The organism is Romboutsia lituseburensis, from assembly GCF_024723825.1.
Classification (GTDB): Bacteria; Bacillota; Clostridia; order Peptostreptococcales; family Peptostreptococcaceae; genus Romboutsia_F; species Romboutsia_F lituseburensis_A.
This window is the reverse complement of sequence record NZ_JANQBQ010000001.1, coordinates 2,597,790-2,617,783: the sequence shown is the minus strand read 5'-3', so window position 1 is coordinate 2,617,783 and position 19,994 is coordinate 2,597,790. Positions and strand designations below refer to the sequence as shown.

Below are 19,994 nucleotides of genomic sequence, written 5' to 3'. Positions count from 1 at the left end.
AGAAAGGAGGTGATCCAGCCGCACCTTCCGATACGGCTACCTTGTTACGACTTCACCCCAGTTATTGGCTTCACCTTCGACGGACGCTTCCAAAAGGTTAGCTATCCGGCTTCGGGCGCCTCCAACTCCCGTGGTGTGACGGGCGGTGTGTACAAGACCCGGGAACGCATTCACCGCAGCATTCTGATCTGCGATTACTAGTAACTCCAGCTTCATGTAGGCGAGTTTCAGCCTACAATCCGAACTGAGAATGGCTTTAAGGGATTAGCTCCGCCTCACGACTTGGCCGCCCTCTGTACCACCCATTGTAGCACGTGTGTAGCCCTAAGCATAAGGGGCATGATGATTTGACGTCATCCCCACCTTCCTCCAGGTTATCCCTGGCAGTCCCTCTAGAGTGCCCAACTTAATGCTGGCAACTAAAGGCAAGGGTTGCGCTCGTTGCGGGACTTAACCCAACATCTCACGACACGAGCTGACGACAACCATGCACCACCTGTCACTTCTGTCCCCGAAGGGAAATCTCCGATTAGGGAGAGGTCAAAAGGATGTCAAGCTTAGGTAAGGTTCTTCGCGTTGCTTCGAATTAAACCACATGCTCCGCTACTTGTGCGGGTCCCCGTCAATTCCTTTGAGTTTCACTCTTGCGAGCGTACTTCCCAGGCGGAGTACTTAATGCGTTAGCTGCGCCACCGAGGGGGGTAACCCCCGACAGCTAGTACTCATCGTTTACGGCGTGGACTACCAGGGTATCTAATCCTGTTTGCTCCCCACGCTTTCGTGCCTCAGTGTCAGTTACAGTCCAGAGAGCCGCCTTCGCAACTGGTATTCCTCCTAATATCTACGCATTTCACCGCTACACTAGGAATTCTACTCTCCTCTCCTGCACTCAAGTCTCTTAGTTTCAAAAGCTTACTACGGTTGAGCCGTAGCCTTTCACTTCTGACTTAAGAAACCACCTACGCACCCTTTACGCCCAGTAATTCCGGATAACGCTAGCCCCCTACGTATTACCGCGGCTGCTGGCACGTAGTTAGCCGGGGCTTCCTCCTCAAGTACCGTCATTATCTTCCTTGAGGACAGAGCTTTACGACCCGAAGGCCTTCATCGCTCACGCGGCGTTGCTGCATCAGGCTTTCGCCCATTGTGCAATATTCCCCACTGCTGCCTCCCGTAGGAGTTTGGACCGTGTCTCAGTTCCAATGTGGCCGATCACCCTCTCAGGTCGGCTACTGATCGTCGCCTTGGTAAGCCGTTACCTTACCAACTAGCTAATCAGACGCGGGTCCATCCTGTACCGCCGGAGCTTTGATACTTCTACCATGCGATAAAAGTATGTTATCCCGTATTAGCATACCTTTCGGTATGTTATCCGTGTGTACAGGGCAGGTTACCCACGCGTTACTCACCCGTCCGCCGCTCTCTTCCGAAGAAGATCGCTCGACTTGCATGTGTTAGGCACGCCGCCAGCGTTCATCCTGAGCCAGGATCAAACTCTCAAATAAAAGTTGTCCATTGCTCAGCTAATCATTATCTGAATATCTGGCTTGGTTTGTGTTTAATTCTATAAAGAATTATATTTATTTCTATAAATTAACCTACTGTTTAATTTTCAAAGTTCATTTTTTCAACTTCTCGAGTTTAACAAATCATTTTTAACTTGTCAACACTTTTTTATAAAGTTGTTTGCATTTGTGTTTGTCCGTTTCTTAAGGACAAGTAATACTATATCATCTCAATATATTATCGTCAATACTTTTTTTAAATTTATTTTATTTTTTATTTAAATATCATTTTATGTAGAATATTAATTATAAAATTCCACAATATAATATAAAGGTTTATTGCCTTATTAGTACTATTTGCAAATTAAAATTTTATGAAAGGAGACGCTATATATAATGTATAGCAGACAATATCATGAGTAACTTCAATAAGCTTAAAGATTTATATGAAGATGGGTATAGATGTATCTATCATGATTGTGTTGATAGCAACTATACTATATACTTAAAAAACTTTGATTCTGAAAACTCAGAAGTAGTCGAATTAAGTGACTCAGAAGAGTTTAATCAGTTTCAAAATTATATGAATGATTTAAAAATGTCTTAGCTCCTTAATATCAACTTAAGTATTTAGAAGTAATTTAATTTGTATTTGAGTACATTTCCTCTTCAAACCACAAAATAGAGAGTTATAAAAACTCTCTATTTTGTGGTTACAGCCTTTTTTATTAAACTTAAAAGCTCTTCTCTATTAACTTCTAATTGTAATTGTCTTTTATTTTCCTTATATTCTTGAAAGTTAACAACTTTACTTCTAGGTTTTTTCATTTTAATCACTTCCTATTTAACATTATTAACTTATGTATAATAATTCTATACACTTTCTCTATATCCTTCTATTTATAATACAAAATTTCTTAAATAAATCCATTTTTTAAGATAAATTCCTTTTTTTTATTCCACAATTCAACATTTAAATTTAGCATTAAATTTTATTACATGTATTATTTTATTGTATAATATATTTAAAATAAATATAGGGGTGATTATATGAATATATTAGAAAATGAAAATTTAATAGTAGAATCTAAAAATTTTGGTGCCGAAATTACTAGAATTTTTTCTAAAAAAGCTAATAAAGAGATATTATGGAATGGTGATTCTAAGTTTTGGGGTAGACATTCACCGATACTATTTCCTCTTGTAGGAAGACTTAAAGATAATGAAACTCTTATAGAAAATGATTTATATCACATGTCTCAACATGGTTTTGCTAGAGATATGTTTTTTGATATATTAAATTCAACTCAGGATTCTATTACTTATAAGTTGAGTTCCAATAAAGATTCTAAAAAACTTTATCCTTATAGCTTTGAGCTTTTAATAAAATACACTCTAAAGAATGCTTCTTTAGAAGTCGAATGGACAGTAATTAATGCTGATGATAAAAGTATCTTCTTCTCTATAGGCGCTCATCCTGCGTTTAACCTTAATTTCAATGAATGTAACAGTATTTCTGACTATGTTATTGAATTTAAACATAGGGACAACGTCAGTAAAATTTCATTAGATGGACCGTATTCTAGCAAAGTTAACGATATAGGTAATATTAATAATTTGTCTTTAAATAATGAGTTATTTATAAACGATGCATTAATTTACACTAATATAGATGAAATATCGTTAAAATCTAGCAAAAGTAATGAATGTGTCACTGTTAAATTTAAAGACTTTCCTCTTGTAGGTATTTGGACACCTTATTATAAAGATACAAAAACAACTGCTCCATTTATTTGTATTGAACCTTGGTACGGGCTTGCAGATAATATAAATTCTAATAAAGAATTCAAAAACAAAGAATTCATTAATATATTAAATCCTAAAGAAAAGTTTTGTACAATATATTCTATAGAGATATAACTTATATAAAAAACAGGCTACGTAATATATACTAAGCCTGTTTTTTATATCCTTTATTTCATTTGCTCTTTAACCCATTTTGTAGCTGCATCTAATTGCTTTTCTGGATTTTTTTCTTCAATATTAGGTTTAATTCCTTTTTCATTTATATAGTCACCACTTGGAGTAAAGTATTGAGCTGTTGTTAATTTATATCCTGTTCCATCTTTTAATTCTCTTACAGTTTGAACTAATCCTTTTCCAAATGTAGTTGTTCCAACTGATACCCCAGCTTTATTGTCAACTATAGCTCCTGTAAGTATTTCTGATGCAGATGCACTATTTTCATTAGTTAATATAGCTATAGGAAGGCCTAATTTTTCTTTATCTGATTTTAAATACTCAGTATTTCCTTTGTTATCTTTTGTATAAACTATAGTTCCTTCTCCTATTAATTCATCTGCTATTTTCTGACATATGTCTAATAGTCCCCCACCATTGTCTCTTACATCTAAAATTAAACCTTTCATATTTTCAGATTTTAATTTATCTAATGCTGTTTTAAATTCTTTATATGTATTTTCACTAAAAGAAGTTATTTGTATATAACCTATACTATCATCTAACATCTTACCACTTATACTTTTTGATACAATTTCTTCTCTTTTAACTTTTACATTAAACTCTTTTCCATCTCTAATTAAAGTTAATTCTACAGATGTTCCCTCTTTACCTTTAATCATAGTAATAGCTTCATCTGAGTGTTTAGCTGATACAGTTTTTCCATCAACCTTTAAAATTTTATCTCCTGCTTTTATACCACTTTTCTCTGCTGGTGATCCTTCTATAGGAGATATTACTGTTAGATATCCGTCATCAGAAGATGGGCTTATAAATACCCCTATTCCTACAAATGATCCACTTGTTTGTTCCTTAAGCCTGTTAAATTCTTCTTCCGTATAGAATTGAGAGTATGGATCATCTAGACCCGAGAACATACCTTTTATTGCTCCTGTGACTAATTTATCATCAGCTGGTTTTTTATAAAAGTCTTCTTTTACAGCTCCTTCTAAACCAATCATCTTATTATACTTTTTATACCCTTCATACATCTCTTTAGATATTACAACTCTATCCCCAAGTGCTATTTGAAGTGTAGATGTAAATAAAGCTGTTACTATCACAAGAACTATCCCATATATTATAGCTTTTTTCTTTGAAATCATTACGTTGCATCTCCTTTATCTAATCTATTATATATTATATGACTAGCTATCCTTTTTATTACCATTTACCATTTATGTTGATTTCTCTCAATCTTATATACTAAAATTTATAGTGGATATCATATCCATATTATACCATAGTAAAAGGGGTAGATTTTATGAAAAAAGAATTTAGAAAAAAAGTTATAGCTGATAGAAGGAATAAAGATATAGAATTTATAAATAAAAATTCATCTATAATTACAGAAAAGCTATTATCATTAGAATGTATAAATAAAGCTAATAATATTATGCTCTATTTAGATTTTAACAATGAGGTAAAAACAGATGATTTAATTATAAAATTGATATCACTTAGAAAAATTGTTTCTTCTCCTATTACATTAAAAGATGAAAGAAAATTAATTCCAACTCAAATTACGGACTTACATAATGGAATAAAAATCGGTGCTTATGGTATTAGAGAACCCAAAAATGATCCTAGCCTTGAAGTAGATGTCAGTGATATAGATATTGTAATAGTCCCAGCAGTTGCCTACGATAAAAAATGTTACAGATTAGGTTATGGAGGTGGGTATTATGACAGATTTTTAAGTAGACTAAAAAAAGATGCTATAACTATTGGTATAGCTTTTGATTTACAAGTATTTGATTCAGTACCTAAAGAAGATCATGATGCTCAACTAGACTATATAATTACAGAAACTCAAATATTAACACCTAATAAGTAAATATCATATATATTAATTTAAAATAACTATCTGTATTTAGTTATAATTTACTAAGTACAGATAGTTAAGCTTTGGTTTAAAGTACTTAATTTCAAATATAGGAGATTTTTATTGTTTCTTTTTATCGTCTTTTTCTTCCTCTTCCTTATCTATTTTTCTATATTTTTCTAAAGTCTCATTAACTGTATTATCTATTTCTTCTATAGTTTTTCCAGTTAAAATTTCTAGTCCTTCTTCTATATTGCTAATTGCATATATATTAAATTTACCTTCTTTTACAGCTTCAACTATTTCATCCTTTAAAAGAAGATTTTTAACATTTTGTATAGGCATCATAATTCCTTGCTTTCCAGTGAATCCCTTTATCTTACACACATCAAAGAATCCCTCTATTTTTTGATTTATTCCACCTATAGGTTGAATTTCACCCTTCTGACTTACAGATCCAGTTACTGCTATATACTGTTTTATCGGTATATCAGATATACTCGAAATTATTGAATAAAGTTCAGTACTTGAAGCACTATCTCCATCAACACCATTATAATTTTGCTCAAATGTTATTGATGTGGTTATAGATAAAGGTTTCTCTTTTCCATATCTTGCTCCTAAATATCCACTAAGAATCAATACTCCTTTATCATGTATACTCCCACTTTGCTTTATTTCTCTCTCTATATTTATAACGCCACTTCTACCTTTATATGTTGATGCAGTTATTTTAGATGGTTTCCCAAAAGAATATTCCCCGGTTCCCATAACTGCTAGACCGTTTATCTGACCAACTTTTTCTCCGTCTATGTCTATCAGTAATGTGCCATCCTCAAACATTTCATTTAGTTTTTCTTCATACTTATTACTTCTATAAATTTTTAAGTCAATAGCTTTTTGAACATCTTCTTTCGTTATATATTCATTTTCATCAGAACTTACAGCTTGAGCTTCATATATTATATCTACTATTTTGTTAAACTTAGCTGTAAGTTTATCTTTATTATCACTTAATCTAGTACTATATTCTATTAATCTTTCAACAGCTGATTTATCAAAGTGCTTTAACTTTTCTTCATTACATTTATTTGCTACTAATTGCAATGTTTTATATATAGTTTCTTTATTTTTGTCTATTTCTATGTCAAAATCAGACATTATTTTAAATAAGTTTCTAAAATCTTCTTCATATGCATACAAAAGACTATAATAATATCCATCTCCAACTAATATAACCTTAACATCTAATTCTATAGGTTCTGGCTTAAGAGTTGATGTAACTAAATACCCTAACTGCTTATTTAAAGACTCTATAGCAATTCTATTTGTCTTTAAGCTCCTTTTTAAACAATCCCATGAAAATGGATTTGACAATAAATCCTTAGTATTTATAATTAAATAACCTCCATTTGCCTTGTGCAAGGCTCCTGGTTTTATTTCCATAAAACTTGTAGTTAAAGCTCCTATTTCATTTTTATAATCTATTGATCCTGTTAAGTTATAGTATGTAGGATTATTCTCTATAATTATTTTACAATCATTACATTCACTATTATCTATGAATAAATTAACTTTGTACTTATTAAATAATTTTTCATCATTTTTATGCGGCATTATACCAAGCAATGCCATAGGATTTTGTTGATTTTCATCTCCTGTAGACTTAAATTTAGAGATATTATCTACTATATCATTGCAAATTTCATTTATATAACTTTCAGCTTTTTTATCCTTCCCATATTTATTTAATAAGTATTGACCATAAAAACCTACTAAGCTTCTCCCTACATTTTTATCTAACTCTGATGTTTTATTTTTATATACATCTTCACATGATTTAATCTTATCTATATAATCTTTACTTTCTTGATTTAACTTAATGCCATCTTCTCTTAACTTATTTACATCAATTGCTGTTAACTTGCCTAATTCATCTTCTTGCATTAAGGTCCCGTCTTCTTTGATAGGTATACTCATTAGTCCTCTTTCAGTAACTTGAAATTTAAAACCTTTAGGTTTAGCAAATTCATTTAATTCTTCAATTATTTTTTGCACATTAGATTCTAATTCACTCATTAGTAATCTGCTATGGTATTCATACTCTTTTGAATTAAATATTTTTGGTATCTCATCTTTTAACTTTTCTATTATATCTTCAATATCTCTTTTAAATATTTTACCTTGACCAGCATCAAAACATAATGCCGTTGGTTCATTCGAATTTTTAAAATTATTTACATACACCCAATCTTTAATGTTTTTATTCGGATTTTCTTTGGCATGATTTTTTATTAAAGCATGTGTATAACTTGTTCTTCCAACACCACTTGTACCTGCTACATATATGTTATATCCTTTTTGCTTCATTTTTAACCCAAATTTAATTGCTTGAACAGCTCTATCCTGTCCAATTATATCTTTTGTAGGAGATATATCCTTTGTTGTATTGAACTCAATATCATCTAAAACATTTTTAGGTTTTAAATCCTCTATTTTTACTTTATATTTATCTATGTTCAACAATTATTCACCTCTTCAACATCATTTTAGGTTTTATTTTTCCCTACTTTCTGGTAAATAATTAGTAAATATAAAATAAATTATTTTTTTATTTTTATATAATAGCTTTTTACAAGTTTTGACGTACCATCATTTTATTAATCATAAAAAAGCTATCTCATTATATATATCAATTTGATTCGTATTCAAACAATATATAATGTGAGATAGCTTTGTTTTCTATGTATTTATAATTAATTTTCTTCTTTTACTGCATTTAATTCAATTCTATCTGGTAAGTCAGTAAGATTAGTTTCTACAACTATGTATGGATAAGATTCTTCTTTATCTTTGTATGTAACCTTAACTCTCATTACATTTTTATCATCATCTTTTATCATTTCTATTTTGTCCATTTTTATACCGTGTTCATTATCATTACCCCTAGTTACGATTACATATATCTTTTTATCTAGCTTTACAGCCAAAGCTCTTTCTTGGTCAGTATATTTATCCATCATATCTAGTATTTTTTCAGGTATAGCTTCTCTTTGAACCATTGTGTAGTCTACAGGCTTAGATTTGTCCATAAATATATTAGGTATAGCTATAAACCCTCCAATTATAAGAGCAAGCACTAGTATACCATATACTACACCTTTAATATTAAACTTTACATTCATAGTTTCACCCCCATATATTTTAAATATATGAAAGTTATACAAACCTTAGAAGGAATTTTTATTTATGATTTTTATAAAAATTATAAATTATACAAAAAAGCACCTTAAGTTATAACTTAAGATGCTTAAAATTAACTATTTTTTTGATATTGTTTCTTTAACAGCAACAACTATATCCTGAGCTGTTAATCCATGTTTTTTTAATAATTCAGCAGGTGTTCCAGATTCTCCAAATACATCTTTAACTCCTACTTTTTTAACTATAACCGGGCATTCTTCAGATACAACTTCACTTACTGCAGATCCTAATCCACCGATTATACTATGTTCTTCAGCAGTTATAATTGCACCTGTTTCTTTTGATGCAGTTACTATTAATTCTCTATCTATAGGCTTTATAGTAGACATATTTATAACTCTAACATTTATACCTTCTGATTTTAATGCTTCATAAGCTTCTACAGCTTCATTTACCATTATACCACAAGCTATTATTGTAGCATCATTACCTTCTCTAACTACTACACCTTTTCCTATTTCAAATTTATAATTTTCATCAAATAATGTAGGCACTGCACTTCTTCCTAAACGAACATACATAGGCCCATAAGTTTTAGCAGCTGCAAATATCATTTGCTCAGCTTCTACACCATCTGCTGGTACTAAAACTGTCATATTTGGTATAGATCTCATTATAGCCATATCTTCTATACTTTCATGAGATGCACCATCTTCTCCTACTGTAAGGCCCGCATGAGTAGCACATACCTTAACATTTAACTTAGGATAACAAACAGAGTTTCTTATTATTTCGAAAGCTCTACCTGTAGCAAACATAGCAAAACTACTTGCAAAAGGAATTTTACCTGCAGTTGCAAGACCACAAGCTGCTCCTATTAAGTTTTGCTCAGCTATACCCATATTAAAAAATCTTTCTGGGAAGGCTTTATAAAAATCATTTGTTTTTGTAGATTTTGATAAATCTGCATCTAGTACGACAACTTGATCATTGACTTGTCCTAATTTAACTAATGCTTTTCCATATGCCTCTCTAGTTGCTATTTTACTCATTGTCTGCACCCCCTAATTCAGCTAAAGCTTTTTCTAAATCACTATCACTTGGAGCTGTTCCATGCCATCCAGCTTCATTTTCCATGAATGATACACCTTTACCTTTTATAGTTTTTGCAACTATCATTGTTGGTTTTCCTACAGTTTCTTTCGCCATATCTAAAGCTGCAAATATTTGATCAAAGTCGTGACCATCTATTTCTATTACGTTCCATCCGAAAGCTTTAAATTTGTCTACTATAGGACCTATGTTCATTACTTTTTCTACATCTCCATCTATTTGAAGACCATTGTAGTCTAAAAATGCAACCATATTGTCAAGCTTGTAATGAGCAGCACTCATAGCAGCTTCCCAAACTATACCTTCTTGAACTTCACCATCTCCAAGTAAAGTATATACTCTCCATGGTGCGTTATCTAGTTTAGACGCCATAGCCATACCACAAGCTACAGAAAAACCTTGTCCTAAAGATCCAGTTGACATTTCAACCCCAGGAGTTCCCTTCATATCTGGGTGTCCTTGTAACATTCTATTTATTTTTCTAAGACCCTTTAACTCATCTTTAGCAAAGTATCCTTTTTGAGCTAAAGTTGCGTATAACACTGGTGCTGCATGACCTTTTGATAAAACAAATCTATCTCTATCTTCCATTTTGCAGTTATTAGGATCTATATTCATTTCATCAAAGTAAAGCGCTGTTAATATCTCAACAGCTGATAATGACCCTCCTGGATGTCCAGACTTTGATCCATGTATCATAGAGACTATATCTTTTCTGATAATACGTGTGATCTCATTTAATCCTTTATGGTCTCTCATGTAATTACCTCCCTGTGTTTGTAAAGTAAAAATTACTTTTATGTAATGTATTTTTCCAATCTCATATTATTATATCACTTTTATAGGTTTTTTTTACTTTATTTTTAAAATAAAGTAATTTATGTATACTTTTTTCTATTTTTAGCTTAATTATATATATTATTTATATTTTATTACACACTATATATTTAAAATGTTTATCCTTAACTTATTAATTTTACATTTATTTTTTACTTGTATATCATTTTTATTATACTCTTCTATTTATCAATTTAAGTATGTTTATTCTAATTATTTAACAGATTAAATAGTATCTGCTAGCTTTAATTTATTTTAAATAAAAAATTCGCTTCACTCTTAGCGCCAACAACTTCGTTCGTTGCTCAACAATATATTTTTACGCTATTCACAATATCTGATATTGCTAAGTTACAGTAATTATCTAAAGCTTTTGAAGTATCATAATTTAATTAAACGTAAAAAAATTATTGATATTAATTAATATCAATAATTTTTACAATACAAATAGCCCTAAACTAATTTGAAGACTACTATCAACTTTTACCATCATATTCTTATCTAGACAACCTATTTTTTCTCTTAGCCTTTTTTTGTCTATAGTTCTTATTTGTTCTAAGAGAATAACAGAATCTTTATTAAGCCCATATTCATTAGCGCTAATCTCTATATGAGTTGGCAATTTTGCTTTATTAATTTGAGATGTTATAGCGGCTATTATTACAGTTGGACTGTATTTATTACCTATATCATTTTGAATTATCAAGACAGGTCTTACCCCTCCTTGCTCTGATCCTACTACAGGGCTTAAATCCGCATAATATAAGTCTCCTCGCCTTATATCTAAATTAATACTCACCTTGAGCTATCTTCCCTTCGACGTTATCATCGGAAGATACTTCATTTGTCATGCCTAATTCAGCTAATGATAGGTTAATTTGACCCATTTCTTTATAACCTTTAATCATAGACTCTTTTATGTCTATTTTTTTCTTTTGGGTTATATAGAATTGAAAAGCAGCTTTTGCAAAATCTTCTCTATTGCTATTCTCCATCTGAACAATATGATCTACTTCAGACGCAAGAGAATCCGGTAAAGTAAATATGATTTTCTCCTTACTTTTATTGTGCACAAAATCGCCTCCCGGGGGTATACTATCAATTTTATTTTATCAAATAACTATCTACTTGTAAAATTGCATTTCTTTCCATATAAACTCGGTCAACTCTTCTTGATATCATACATAACACTTCATAATTTATAGTTCCTAAATCATTGGCTATATCTTCAGCATTTCTACTGTCTTCTCCAAATACTATTACCTGGTCTCCTATATTTATTTCTATGTCTTTATCAATTTTAACCATGCACTGATCCATACATATTCTACCTACTACATCAAAATAATGCCCATTTATAGATACCTTAGGATCTTGTTGCATCCTTGTAAACCCATCAGCGTATCCAATAGGTATAGTTACTATTCTTTCTTTATTGCTACTTTTATACTTTAATCCATAACTTATACCAACATTTGGACTAACTTCTTTGATATGGGCAACAGTTGTCTTCAATGTCATAACTGGTTTTAATTGAAGTCTCTTTTTTAGCACATCATTAGAAGGGTAGTGCCCATATAAAACAATACCACATCTAACCATATCATATTTCAACTCAGGTAAATCCATCGTTGCTGCACTATTTGATACATGCTTTATCGGTATATTAACTCCATATTGCTCAAGTTTATCAACTACAAAATTAAATCTTTGCACTTGAATATTGGTAAAATTCTTATCTAATTCATCAGCTGTAGCAAAATGAGTATATATACCTTCTAGATTTATGCATTCTAAATCATTAATTACTTTTATATCCTTTATTGAGTCTTCCGTCGGTTGGAATCCTATTCTTGTCATTCCAGTATCTATCTTAATATGAACAAAAACGTTCTCTTTTATTCGTTTAGCTATATTATTTAATTTTTCAGCCATTTCTAATGAATATATAGTTATAATTACATTATTCCTTATAGCTAACTCTAAACTCTGTTCTGGAATATATCCTAAACATAAAATAGGAAGTGTTATATTGTTCTCTCTCAGCTCTATAGCTTCTTCAAGCCTAGCAACTGCAAAGTGACTTATATTTTCATTTTCTAGCAATTTTGCAATTTCTACGGCTCCATGACCATATGCATTAGCTTTTAATACAGCACAAACCTTAGTATCTTCATTTAATAACCTTTTTACATTTTTAATATTATACTTTATGTTATCTAGATTTATCTCCGCCCATGTAGGAGCTGTTATTTTATGTTGCATGTCTTTTGTCCCCCTTATTTTTTGTACTCAAAATTTTTATAATTAACAATAAATCTTGATTTTCCTTGTTTGTCTAGTATCTCCATCTTTTCAGGGTTTTTATTTTCAGTATTTACATATAATACTTGCTTATTAAAGTATTCATCTTCTCCTGGTATGTAAGTTTCTAATATTAAATGTTCTTTAGATAATTTTATATCAATCTCTTCATTTTGTAATGAGTTTTTTATAAAATCTCCAATAAACATATATTGATTATTCTTACCTACATTAGGTAATTGAATTAAATCATTTATATCTGGATTTTTTACTAATATTTTATCTTGTTTATATTCTATTGTTTTTCCCTTAAGATGCTTAGGTGATACTACTTCTAATTTATAATTATCCGGCTTATTATATGTATGAATAAATGTATAATTTTGTGCACTTTTATTTCCGATTACTTCTACGTCTGCACTACATTTATATGACTTCATAGCCGAAATTCTCTTTTGAAATTCGGTGTATACTTCTTCTTTTGTGGACTCTCTTTTTTGACAACCTATAAAAACACTAAGGATGCCTACTATTACTATTGTAAGTATCGCCCACTTTTTTTTCACAAAAATCCCCCTAATTAATTTTATTCATTATACATAGATCTTATTATATCGTATCTGCATATAATTCCCTTTAATTTATTATTATTATCTACTACAGGTACTCTATTTACAGATTTTTTTATCATAACATTAGCAACATCATCAAAAGTATCATTTTCATGAACTGTTATTATCTCTGTAGACATTAAATCTTCTACTTTATATGCTGCTATCCTCTTCATGTCTTCTTCCATTTGCTTAAAGTCATTTAAAAAAATTAATCCTTGAAGTAAATTTAAAACTTGTGGTGCCTCTACATACTTTTCTTTTTTCATGATATCTGTCTCTGATATTATACCTACTACTTCTCTATCTTCGCTTATTACAGGCATACCTCCTATCTTTTCTTTTATTAGCAATTGTGCTACATCTGCTATACTATCAGATTTATTTGCGACTATAACATCCATTGTCATTATGTCCTTAGCTGTTTTATTTTTCATTTTATCACTCCTTAATTATAGTTATAGCATTTGCTACAGCATAGTCTTTGCAATGAGATATAGAAACTTTTATTTCTAAAACATTATAATCTATGCAAACTTGTTTTAAATTATTATAAGTTTTAACTATTGGTTTTCCTATATCATTTCTTAGCACTTCAATATCACTAAAATTAAATTCTCTTATACCCGTTCCTATTGACTTACTAATCGCCTCTTTTGCTGCAAAGTTACCTGCTATACTTTCTATTTTCATTCCTCTTGATTCAAAATATTTCATTTCTTCTCTCGTAAATATCTTTTCTAAAAACCTAGGATTTCTTTCAATTGCATTTTTTATCCTGTCTATTTCTATTATGTCTATGCCTATATCAAGTATGTTCATAATGCATCTCCAAAATTACTTATATTATATTTTATTACTATTAGATTTTTATATTCAATTAGTTATACTTTTTTAATATTAAATTTGTCTTTTTTTATTAATTTCCTCTTTTTTAGTATACGTTTTATATTAATTTCTTTAAAGTACCACTGTATTATAAGTTTCAACAACAAGTGGTTGTTATTTTTTGTATTTTTTAATTTATTATATAAAAAAAAGGCTAGATTGACATCTAGCCTTTTTTAAAAATTTATTTATATCCAGTCAGCAGATTCAGTTACTATAACTGTCTTTTCTTTATCTACATTCATGAATCCTCCAGAGATTTTAGCATCTTTGAATTTTCCATCTTGCTTTATACGTAAAGTTCCAGTTGCTAGTCCTGTTACTAAAGGTCTGTGGTTTTTAAGTATACCTCTATCACCTTCAGTAGTTCTAACTATTATCATCTCAGCGTTTCCGTTGTAGAAAGTTTTATCAGGAGTGACAATTTCAAGTGCAAATTCGCTTGCCATTATTATCTACTCTCCTTTGCTTTCTCTATTACATGGTCTATATTTCCTGCAAATAAGAATGCTGATTCAGGTAAGTTATCATGCTTTCCTTCTAATATTTCTTTGAAACTTCTTATAGTTTCTTTTAATGGTACATATTTACCAGGGAATCCTGTAAATTGCTCACCAACGAAGAAAGGTTGAGATAAGAATCTTTGTATCTTTCTAGCACGAGCAACTATTAATTTATCTTCATCAGATAATTCATCCATACCAAGTATAGCTATTATATCTTGAAGTTCGTTATATCTTTGTAATATAGTTTGAACTCCTCTAGCTACTTCGTAATGTTCTTTACCAACTATATTAGGGTCTAGAACTCTTGAACTAGATTCTAATGGATCAACCGCTGGGAATATCCCCAGAGAAGCTATTTGTCTAGATAAAACTGTCTTAGCATCTAAGTGATTGAATGTTGTAGCTGGTGCTGGGTCAGTTAAGTCATCGGCAGGAACGTATACAGCCTGAACAGATGTTATAGACCCACTCTTAGTAGATGTTATTCTTTCTTGTAATTTACCCATCTCTGTAGCTAATGTTGGTTGGTATCCAACTGCTGATGGAGTACGTCCAAGAAGCGCTGAAACCTCAGATCCAGCTTGAGTGAATCTGAATATGTTATCAACGAATAATAACACGTCTTGGTTTTCTTTATCTCTGAAATACTCAGCCATTGTAAGTCCTGTTAACGCAACTCTCATTCTCGCTCCAGGTGGCTCATTCATTTGTCCGAATACTAGTGCAGTCTTTTTAATAACTCCAGACTCACTCATTTCTTCGTAAAGGTCATTACCTTCTCTAGTTCTTTCTCCAACACCTGCGAATACTGATATACCACCATGTTGAGAAGCTATATTGTTTATAAGCTCTTGTATAAGAACTGTCTTTCCAACTCCAGCTCCACCGAATAGACCTATCTTACCACCTTTTAAGTATGGTGCAAGTAAGTCAACTACTTTTATACCAGTTTCTAGTATTTCAGCAGTTGGTTGTAACTCTTCGAAACTTGGTGCTGGTCTATGTATTGGTAATTGAGGAGCATCTGCTGGTGCAGTCTTTCCATCAACTGGTTGACCTAATACATTGAATATTCTTCCTAATGTTGCATCTCCAACAGGAACACTTATTGGAGCTCCTGTATCAACAACATCCATACCTCTAACAAGTCCATCCGTTGAACTCATTGATATACATCTAACAGTGTCATCACCAACGTGTTGTGAAACTTCCACTACTATATCTTTATCTCCATGCTTTATCACTAATGCATTTAATAGATTAGGTAAGCTTTTTTCACTATTAAACTTAACGTCTAATACTGGTCCTATGACCTGAACTATTTTACCTATGTTTGCCATGTCCTAACCTCCTTATTATTGAGCTGAAGAAGCCCCCGCAACTATCTCAGATATCTCTTGAGTAACTGCTGCTTGTCTAGCTCTATTGTAAACTAATTCTAATTTAGATATCATTTCATTAGCATTATCTGTAGCCGATTCCATCGCCGTTCTTCTTGCAGCTTGCTCAGATGCGTACGATTCTGCTATTGCTCCATATACACTTCCTGAAACATACTTAGGTAATACATATCCAAGTACTGCATCAGCTGAAGGTAAATATTGAACTGCAGATTTGCCTTTTTTAACTTCTTTATTATTATCATTGTTTTCTATAGTAAGCGGTAATAATTTAACTACTTTCGCTTCTTGAGTTAAAGCCGATACGAATTGCGTATAAACAAGATTTACCTCATCAACTTCTCCATTTCTATAAGCTTCCATTGCTACTTGAGCAACTCTATTAGCATCTTCATAAGTAGCTTCTTCTACAGTAGGTATAAAATCAACTAATTCATATCCTCTTTTTGATAATGAATCTTTAGCTCTTTTACCTACAGAAATTACTTTTGCGTCCTTAGAGTTTTCATGTGCAACAACTGCCTTTAAAATATTAGAGTTGTAACCTCCAGCTAGACCTCTATCACCAGCTATTACTATATAACATGCTTTATTTACTTTTCTTTCTTTAAGAAAAACATTCTTACTATTACCCGTATTTTTAGCTATATCTTGAACAGTGTTGTATAAAGTATTAAAGTATGGCTTTGAACTTTCAGCTCTTTCTTTAGCTTTTCTAAATTTAGAAGATGAAACTAATTCCATAGCTTTAGTTATTTGCTTAGTACTTTCAACACTCTTAATACGAGTTTTAATTTCCTTCATTCCAGCTCCTGCCAATTGGGTTACCTCCTTTTTTAAAAAGGATTACGCTTCTATAACAAATTTTTTCTTAAATTCATTTATAGCGTTAGTTAATTCTTGAGTGAAATCTCCATTTTCAAGAATTTTCTTTCCTATTTCTGGATAATTTGTATTAACAAATTCATATAATTCTTTTTCGAATCTAGCTATATTATTAACAGGTATTTCTGCTAATAAATCATTTGTAACTGCGTGTATCATCATAACTTGATTTTCAACAGCTAATGGTTGATGTTCACCTTGCTTTAATACTTCAACTATTCTTTCCCCTTGTGCAAGTCTCTTCTTAGTATCTTCGTCTAAGTCAGATCCAAACTGAGCGAATGCAGCAAGTTCTTTATATTGAGAGTAAAGAAGCTTTAATGGTCCAGCAACTTTTTTCATTGATTTTATTTGAGCAGATCCTCCAACCCTTGATACTGATATACCAGGATCAACTGCTGGTCTTATACCTGCATAGAATAATTCAGGTGTTAAGTATATTTGCCCATCTGTTATAGATATAACGTTAGTTGGTATATACGCAGAAACGTCTCCACCTTGAGTTTCTATTATAGGTAATGCAGTTATAGAACCTCCACCTAAATCGTCAGATAGCTTAGCAGCTCTTTCTAATAATCTAGAGTGTAAGTAGAATACGTCTCCAGGATAAGCTTCACGTCCTGGTGGTCTCTTAAGTAATAATGACATTTCTCTGTATGCAACTGCATGCTTAGTTAAATCATCATATACTATTAATACGTGCTTTCCATCGAACATGAACTCTTCACCCATCGCAACCCCAGCATATGGCGCTAAGAATTGAAGTGGTGCAGATTCAGAAGCTGTAGCAGATACTACTATAGTATAATCCATAGCTCCATGCTTTTCGAAAGTATTAACTAATTGAGCTACTGTAGAACGTTTTTGTCCTATAGCAACATATATACATATAACATCTTTACCTTTTTGGTTAAGTATAGTATCTATACATATAGATGTTTTACCAGTTTGTCTATCACCTATTACAAGCTCTCTTTGCCCTTTACCTATTGGTATCATGGCATCTATAGCTTTTATACCTGTTTCAAGTGGTTGATGAACAGATTTTCTAGCTATTATTCCTGTAGCTTCAGATTCAACTGGTCTTCTCTTATCTGCATTTATAGGTCCTTTTCCATCTATAGGTTGACCTAATGCATTTACAACTCTTCCTATTAAAGCGTCACCAACAGGAACAGAAACTACGTTTCCAGTTCTCTTAACTATGTCACCTTCTTTTATTCCTTGGTCATTACCAAGCATAACTGCCCCAACCATGTCTTCTTCAAGGTTAAGAGCCATTCCATAAACTTCACCAGGGAATTCTAAAAGTTCTCCAGCCATAGCATTTTCTAGTCCGTAAACACTTGCTATCCCATCTCCAACTTTTAAAACACTACCTGTATCAGTTAACTCAACTTTATTTTCATAATTCTTTATTTGCTCTTTTATTATAGCACTTATTTCTTCAGGTCTTAAATTCATGGGTTCACCGCCATTCTAAGATATTACTTGAGATAATTGGTTTTTCATATTCGATAAACGAGTCTTAACTGTACCATCAATCTCTTCATTTCCAAGTCTAACTAGAACTCCTCCTAATATAGACTCATCAACTTTATTTTCTAAAGTAACATTTTTATTGTATTTACTTGAAAGTTTCTCTTCAAGTTTCTTTAATTCATCTTGACTCATAGCAACCGCAGTTATTGCGATACCTTCTATGATGTTATTCTTTTCATTTAATAATTCTTTATAAGATTTTTTAACAGCATTTATAGCTGACATTCTATCTTTATCTATCATTATCTTTAAGAAATTGTTTAGGTTAGCACTTACATTCGCTCCAAAAACTTTTTCTAGTATTTGCTTTTTTTCTGCCTTTCCAACAAGTGGAGATTTAAAAGCACCATCTAACTCTTTGCTAGATTGTAATGCTTCTACTACTGCATTTAATTCGTCATATAATTTAGTAGTTGAATTTGATTCTTCTCCTACTTGAAATAGGGCTTCAGCATATCTTCCTGCGATTACATTTATCATTTAGCCTCGCCTACCTCTTTTATAAAGTTATTTATTAACTCTTCATGCTTAGACTTATCTATATCTTTCTCAATAACCTTAGATGCAGCTAGTAACGCTATGTCTGATATATCATTTTTGATTTCATTCATAACCTTTTGTCTTTCTTGTTCTACATCTTTGCTAGCTTTTTCTTTTAAGCTTTGAGCTTCTTGTTTTGCAGTAGATATTATTTCTGATTCTTTTTGCTCTGCTCTTAAAGTAGCTTGTTTTATTATTTCTTGCCCTTCATTCTTAGCAGAGTTAACTTTTTCTTCGTATTCTTTCTTTAGAGATAAACCTTCGCTCTTAGCCTTTTCGCCTTCTGCTAAATTTTCTCTGATATCTTTTTCTCTAGATTCTATTACACCTAATACAGGTTTAAATAAAAGTTTCTTTAATAGTAAAAATACTAAGAAAGTATTTATAAGTTGGAAAGCTAGTTCCCATGATATACCTATTAGTGGCTTAAATTCCATGTGTTATCCTCCTTTCTACCAATCACAATCCATAATTAGGAGATGGTAAAACCATCTCCTAATTATAACATTTTCCTACTATTCTTATAAAAACTTCATTAATGGATTAGCAAATAAAAGGATTATTGCTATAACAAGACCATATATCGCAGAAGATTCTGCAACTGCAGCCCCAAGTAACATAGTTTTTATTATATCTCCTTGTGCTTCTGGTTGATTACCAACTGCTTCTGCACCTTTACCTGCTGCGAATCCTTGTCCGATTCCTGCACCTATACCTGTCGCAACTGCAAGACCTGCTCCTATAGCTGAACCTGCTAATACTAAAGCTGTTTCCATAATTAATTCCTCCTTAAATTTTTAAAATATTTTTTAGTT

Annotated in this window: 22 protein-coding genes and 1 rRNA gene; 3 read left to right on the top strand and 20 right to left on the bottom strand. The window is 31.5% G+C overall.

All coding sequences use genetic code 11. From position 1 onward, the window contains the following. Positions 1–2: 2 nt before the first annotated feature. A 16S ribosomal RNA gene (locus tag NWE74_RS12920) occupies positions 3–1,505 on the bottom strand. Positions 1,506–1,920: 415 nt separating this feature from the next. Between NWE74_RS12920 and NWE74_RS12915 the strand changes: the two genes are divergently transcribed. Beyond that, complete coding sequence (locus NWE74_RS12915; protein WP_258243422.1) at positions 1,921–2,112, top strand: hypothetical protein; 192 nt, start codon at positions 1,921–1,923, stop codon at positions 2,110–2,112. Between the two features lie 95 nt (positions 2,113–2,207). Here the strand turns inward: NWE74_RS12915 and NWE74_RS12910 are convergent, their stop codons facing one another. Then, positions 2,208–2,333, bottom strand: a complete 126-nt coding sequence (locus tag NWE74_RS12910) for a hypothetical protein (RefSeq protein WP_258243421.1) — start codon at positions 2,331–2,333, stop codon at positions 2,208–2,210. Positions 2,334–2,555: 222 nt separating this feature from the next. Between NWE74_RS12910 and NWE74_RS12905 the strand changes: the two genes are divergently transcribed. Continuing rightward, complete coding sequence (locus NWE74_RS12905; protein WP_258243420.1) at positions 2,556–3,425, top strand: aldose 1-epimerase family protein; 870 nt, start codon at positions 2,556–2,558, stop codon at positions 3,423–3,425. Between the two features lie 53 nt (positions 3,426–3,478). Here the strand turns inward: NWE74_RS12905 and NWE74_RS12900 are convergent, their stop codons facing one another. Then, positions 3,479–4,630 carry a S41 family peptidase gene (locus NWE74_RS12900; RefSeq protein ID WP_258243419.1) on the bottom strand — a complete coding sequence of 384 codons (1,152 nt, stop codon included), beginning with the start codon at positions 4,628–4,630 and terminating at the stop codon, positions 3,479–3,481. Positions 4,631–4,788: 158 nt separating this feature from the next. Here NWE74_RS12900 and NWE74_RS12895 point away from each other — a divergent pair, with 158 nt between their 5' ends. Next, positions 4,789–5,361, top strand: a complete 573-nt coding sequence (locus tag NWE74_RS12895; protein ID WP_258243418.1) for a 5-formyltetrahydrofolate cyclo-ligase — start codon at positions 4,789–4,791, stop codon at positions 5,359–5,361. 108 nt (positions 5,362–5,469) lie between these two features. Here NWE74_RS12895 and NWE74_RS12890 read toward each other — a convergent pair whose 3' ends face one another. From NWE74_RS12890 to atpE, 17 genes are all read right to left on the bottom strand, one after another. Continuing rightward, entirely contained in the window at positions 5,470–7,875 is a 2,406-nt protein-coding gene (locus NWE74_RS12890; protein ID WP_258243417.1) for a Lon protease family protein, read from the bottom strand. Between the two features lie 230 nt (positions 7,876–8,105). Beyond that, positions 8,106–8,534: a hypothetical protein gene (locus NWE74_RS12885; RefSeq protein ID WP_258243416.1), complete on the bottom strand. Its 429-nt coding sequence runs from the start codon at positions 8,532–8,534 to the stop codon at positions 8,106–8,108. Between the two features lie 135 nt (positions 8,535–8,669). After that, complete coding sequence (locus NWE74_RS12880; protein WP_258243415.1) at positions 8,670–9,605, bottom strand: transketolase family protein; 936 nt, start codon at positions 9,603–9,605, stop codon at positions 8,670–8,672. Further along, on the bottom strand, positions 9,598–10,425 hold the full coding sequence (locus tag NWE74_RS12875) for a transketolase (protein ID WP_258243414.1): 828 nt from the start codon (positions 10,423–10,425) through the stop codon (positions 9,598–9,600). The genes NWE74_RS12880 and NWE74_RS12875 overlap by 8 nt, the downstream gene beginning before the upstream one ends. A gap of 514 nt (positions 10,426–10,939) precedes the next feature. Continuing rightward, positions 10,940–11,302: a type II toxin-antitoxin system PemK/MazF family toxin gene (locus tag NWE74_RS12870; RefSeq protein ID WP_258243413.1), complete on the bottom strand. Its 363-nt coding sequence runs from the start codon at positions 11,300–11,302 to the stop codon at positions 10,940–10,942. Further along, positions 11,292–11,576 (bottom strand): ribbon-helix-helix protein, CopG family, encoded by a 285-nt coding sequence (locus NWE74_RS12865; RefSeq protein WP_092727681.1) that lies wholly within the window; start codon positions 11,574–11,576, stop codon positions 11,292–11,294. The genes NWE74_RS12870 and NWE74_RS12865 overlap by 11 nt, the downstream gene beginning before the upstream one ends. A gap of 31 nt (positions 11,577–11,607) precedes the next feature. After that, positions 11,608–12,768, bottom strand: a complete 1,161-nt coding sequence (alr, locus tag NWE74_RS12860; RefSeq protein WP_258243412.1) for an alanine racemase — start codon at positions 12,766–12,768, stop codon at positions 11,608–11,610. Positions 12,769–12,782: 14 nt separating this feature from the next. Beyond that, on the bottom strand, positions 12,783–13,373 hold the full coding sequence (gene gerS / locus NWE74_RS12855) for a germination lipoprotein GerS (RefSeq protein ID WP_258243411.1): 591 nt from the start codon (positions 13,371–13,373) through the stop codon (positions 12,783–12,785). Positions 13,374–13,393: 20 nt separating this feature from the next. Beyond that, positions 13,394–13,855, bottom strand: coding sequence for a CBS domain-containing protein (locus tag NWE74_RS12850; protein WP_258243410.1), 462 nt, complete (start codon positions 13,853–13,855; stop codon positions 13,394–13,396). A gap of 4 nt (positions 13,856–13,859) precedes the next feature. Further along, complete coding sequence (acpS, locus tag NWE74_RS12845; protein WP_258243409.1) at positions 13,860–14,240, bottom strand: holo-ACP synthase; 381 nt, start codon at positions 14,238–14,240, stop codon at positions 13,860–13,862. A gap of 254 nt (positions 14,241–14,494) precedes the next feature. Further along, positions 14,495–14,755: an ATP synthase F1 subunit epsilon gene (atpC, locus tag NWE74_RS12840; RefSeq protein WP_092727676.1), complete on the bottom strand. Its 261-nt coding sequence runs from the start codon at positions 14,753–14,755 to the stop codon at positions 14,495–14,497. A gap of 2 nt (positions 14,756–14,757) precedes the next feature. After that, on the bottom strand, positions 14,758–16,152 hold the full coding sequence (atpD, locus tag NWE74_RS12835) for a F0F1 ATP synthase subunit beta (RefSeq protein WP_092727675.1): 1,395 nt from the start codon (positions 16,150–16,152) through the stop codon (positions 14,758–14,760). 15 nt (positions 16,153–16,167) lie between these two features. Beyond that, positions 16,168–17,031 (bottom strand): ATP synthase F1 subunit gamma, encoded by an 864-nt coding sequence (atpG, locus tag NWE74_RS12830; protein ID WP_258243408.1) that lies wholly within the window; start codon positions 17,029–17,031, stop codon positions 16,168–16,170. A 27-nt stretch (positions 17,032–17,058) separates the two neighbouring features. Next, on the bottom strand, positions 17,059–18,561 hold the full coding sequence (atpA, locus tag NWE74_RS12825; RefSeq protein WP_258243407.1) for a F0F1 ATP synthase subunit alpha: 1,503 nt from the start codon (positions 18,559–18,561) through the stop codon (positions 17,059–17,061). 15 nt (positions 18,562–18,576) lie between these two features. After that, the gene (locus tag NWE74_RS12820) at positions 18,577–19,119 is read right to left on the bottom strand and encodes a F0F1 ATP synthase subunit delta (RefSeq protein WP_258243406.1); all 543 of its coding nucleotides are present in this window, start codon (positions 19,117–19,119) and stop codon (positions 18,577–18,579) included. Next, the gene (gene atpF / locus NWE74_RS12815) at positions 19,116–19,616 is read right to left on the bottom strand and encodes a F0F1 ATP synthase subunit B (RefSeq protein ID WP_258243405.1); all 501 of its coding nucleotides are present in this window, start codon (positions 19,614–19,616) and stop codon (positions 19,116–19,118) included. The genes NWE74_RS12820 and atpF overlap by 4 nt, the downstream gene beginning before the upstream one ends. Positions 19,617–19,700: 84 nt before the next feature. Beyond that, positions 19,701–19,955 carry an ATP synthase F0 subunit C gene (atpE, locus tag NWE74_RS12810; protein ID WP_258243404.1) on the bottom strand — a complete coding sequence of 85 codons (255 nt, stop codon included), beginning with the start codon at positions 19,953–19,955 and terminating at the stop codon, positions 19,701–19,703. Between the last annotated feature and the right edge of the window lie 39 nt (positions 19,956–19,994).

Excerpts from the sequence above, each read along its gene's own strand:
- NWE74_RS12915 (WP_258243422.1), top strand. The coding sequence starts at position 1,921 with ATGAGTAACTTCAATAAGCTTAAAGATTTATATGAAGATGGGTATAGA.
- NWE74_RS12910 (WP_258243421.1), bottom strand. The coding sequence starts at position 2,333 with ATGAAAAAACCTAGAAGTAAAGTTGTTAACTTTCAAGAATATAAGGAA.
- NWE74_RS12905 (WP_258243420.1), top strand. The coding sequence starts at position 2,556 with ATGAATATATTAGAAAATGAAAATTTAATAGTAGAATCTAAAAATTTT.
- NWE74_RS12900 (WP_258243419.1), bottom strand. The coding sequence starts at position 4,630 with ATGATTTCAAAGAAAAAAGCTATAATATATGGGATAGTTCTTGTGATA.
- NWE74_RS12895 (WP_258243418.1), top strand. The coding sequence starts at position 4,789 with ATGAAAAAAGAATTTAGAAAAAAAGTTATAGCTGATAGAAGGAATAAA.
- NWE74_RS12885 (WP_258243416.1), bottom strand. The coding sequence starts at position 8,534 with ATGAATGTAAAGTTTAATATTAAAGGTGTAGTATATGGTATACTAGTG.
- NWE74_RS12880 (WP_258243415.1), bottom strand. The coding sequence starts at position 9,605 with ATGAGTAAAATAGCAACTAGAGAGGCATATGGAAAAGCATTAGTTAAA.
- NWE74_RS12875 (WP_258243414.1), bottom strand. The coding sequence starts at position 10,425 with ATGAGAGACCATAAAGGATTAAATGAGATCACACGTATTATCAGAAAA.
- alr (WP_258243412.1), bottom strand. The coding sequence starts at position 12,768 with ATGCAACATAAAATAACAGCTCCTACATGGGCGGAGATAAATCTAGAT.
- NWE74_RS12850 (WP_258243410.1), bottom strand. The coding sequence starts at position 13,855 with ATGAAAAATAAAACAGCTAAGGACATAATGACAATGGATGTTATAGTC.
- acpS (WP_258243409.1), bottom strand. The coding sequence starts at position 14,240 with ATGAACATACTTGATATAGGCATAGACATAATAGAAATAGACAGGATA.
- atpC (WP_092727676.1), bottom strand. The coding sequence starts at position 14,755 with ATGGCAAGCGAATTTGCACTTGAAATTGTCACTCCTGATAAAACTTTC.
- atpD (WP_092727675.1), bottom strand. The coding sequence starts at position 16,152 with ATGGCAAACATAGGTAAAATAGTTCAGGTCATAGGACCAGTATTAGAC.
- atpA (WP_258243407.1), bottom strand. The coding sequence starts at position 18,561 with ATGAATTTAAGACCTGAAGAAATAAGTGCTATAATAAAAGAGCAAATA.
- NWE74_RS12820 (WP_258243406.1), bottom strand. The coding sequence starts at position 19,119 with ATGATAAATGTAATCGCAGGAAGATATGCTGAAGCCCTATTTCAAGTA.
- atpF (WP_258243405.1), bottom strand. The coding sequence starts at position 19,616 with ATGGAATTTAAGCCACTAATAGGTATATCATGGGAACTAGCTTTCCAA.
- atpE (WP_258243404.1), bottom strand. The coding sequence starts at position 19,955 with ATGGAAACAGCTTTAGTATTAGCAGGTTCAGCTATAGGAGCAGGTCTT.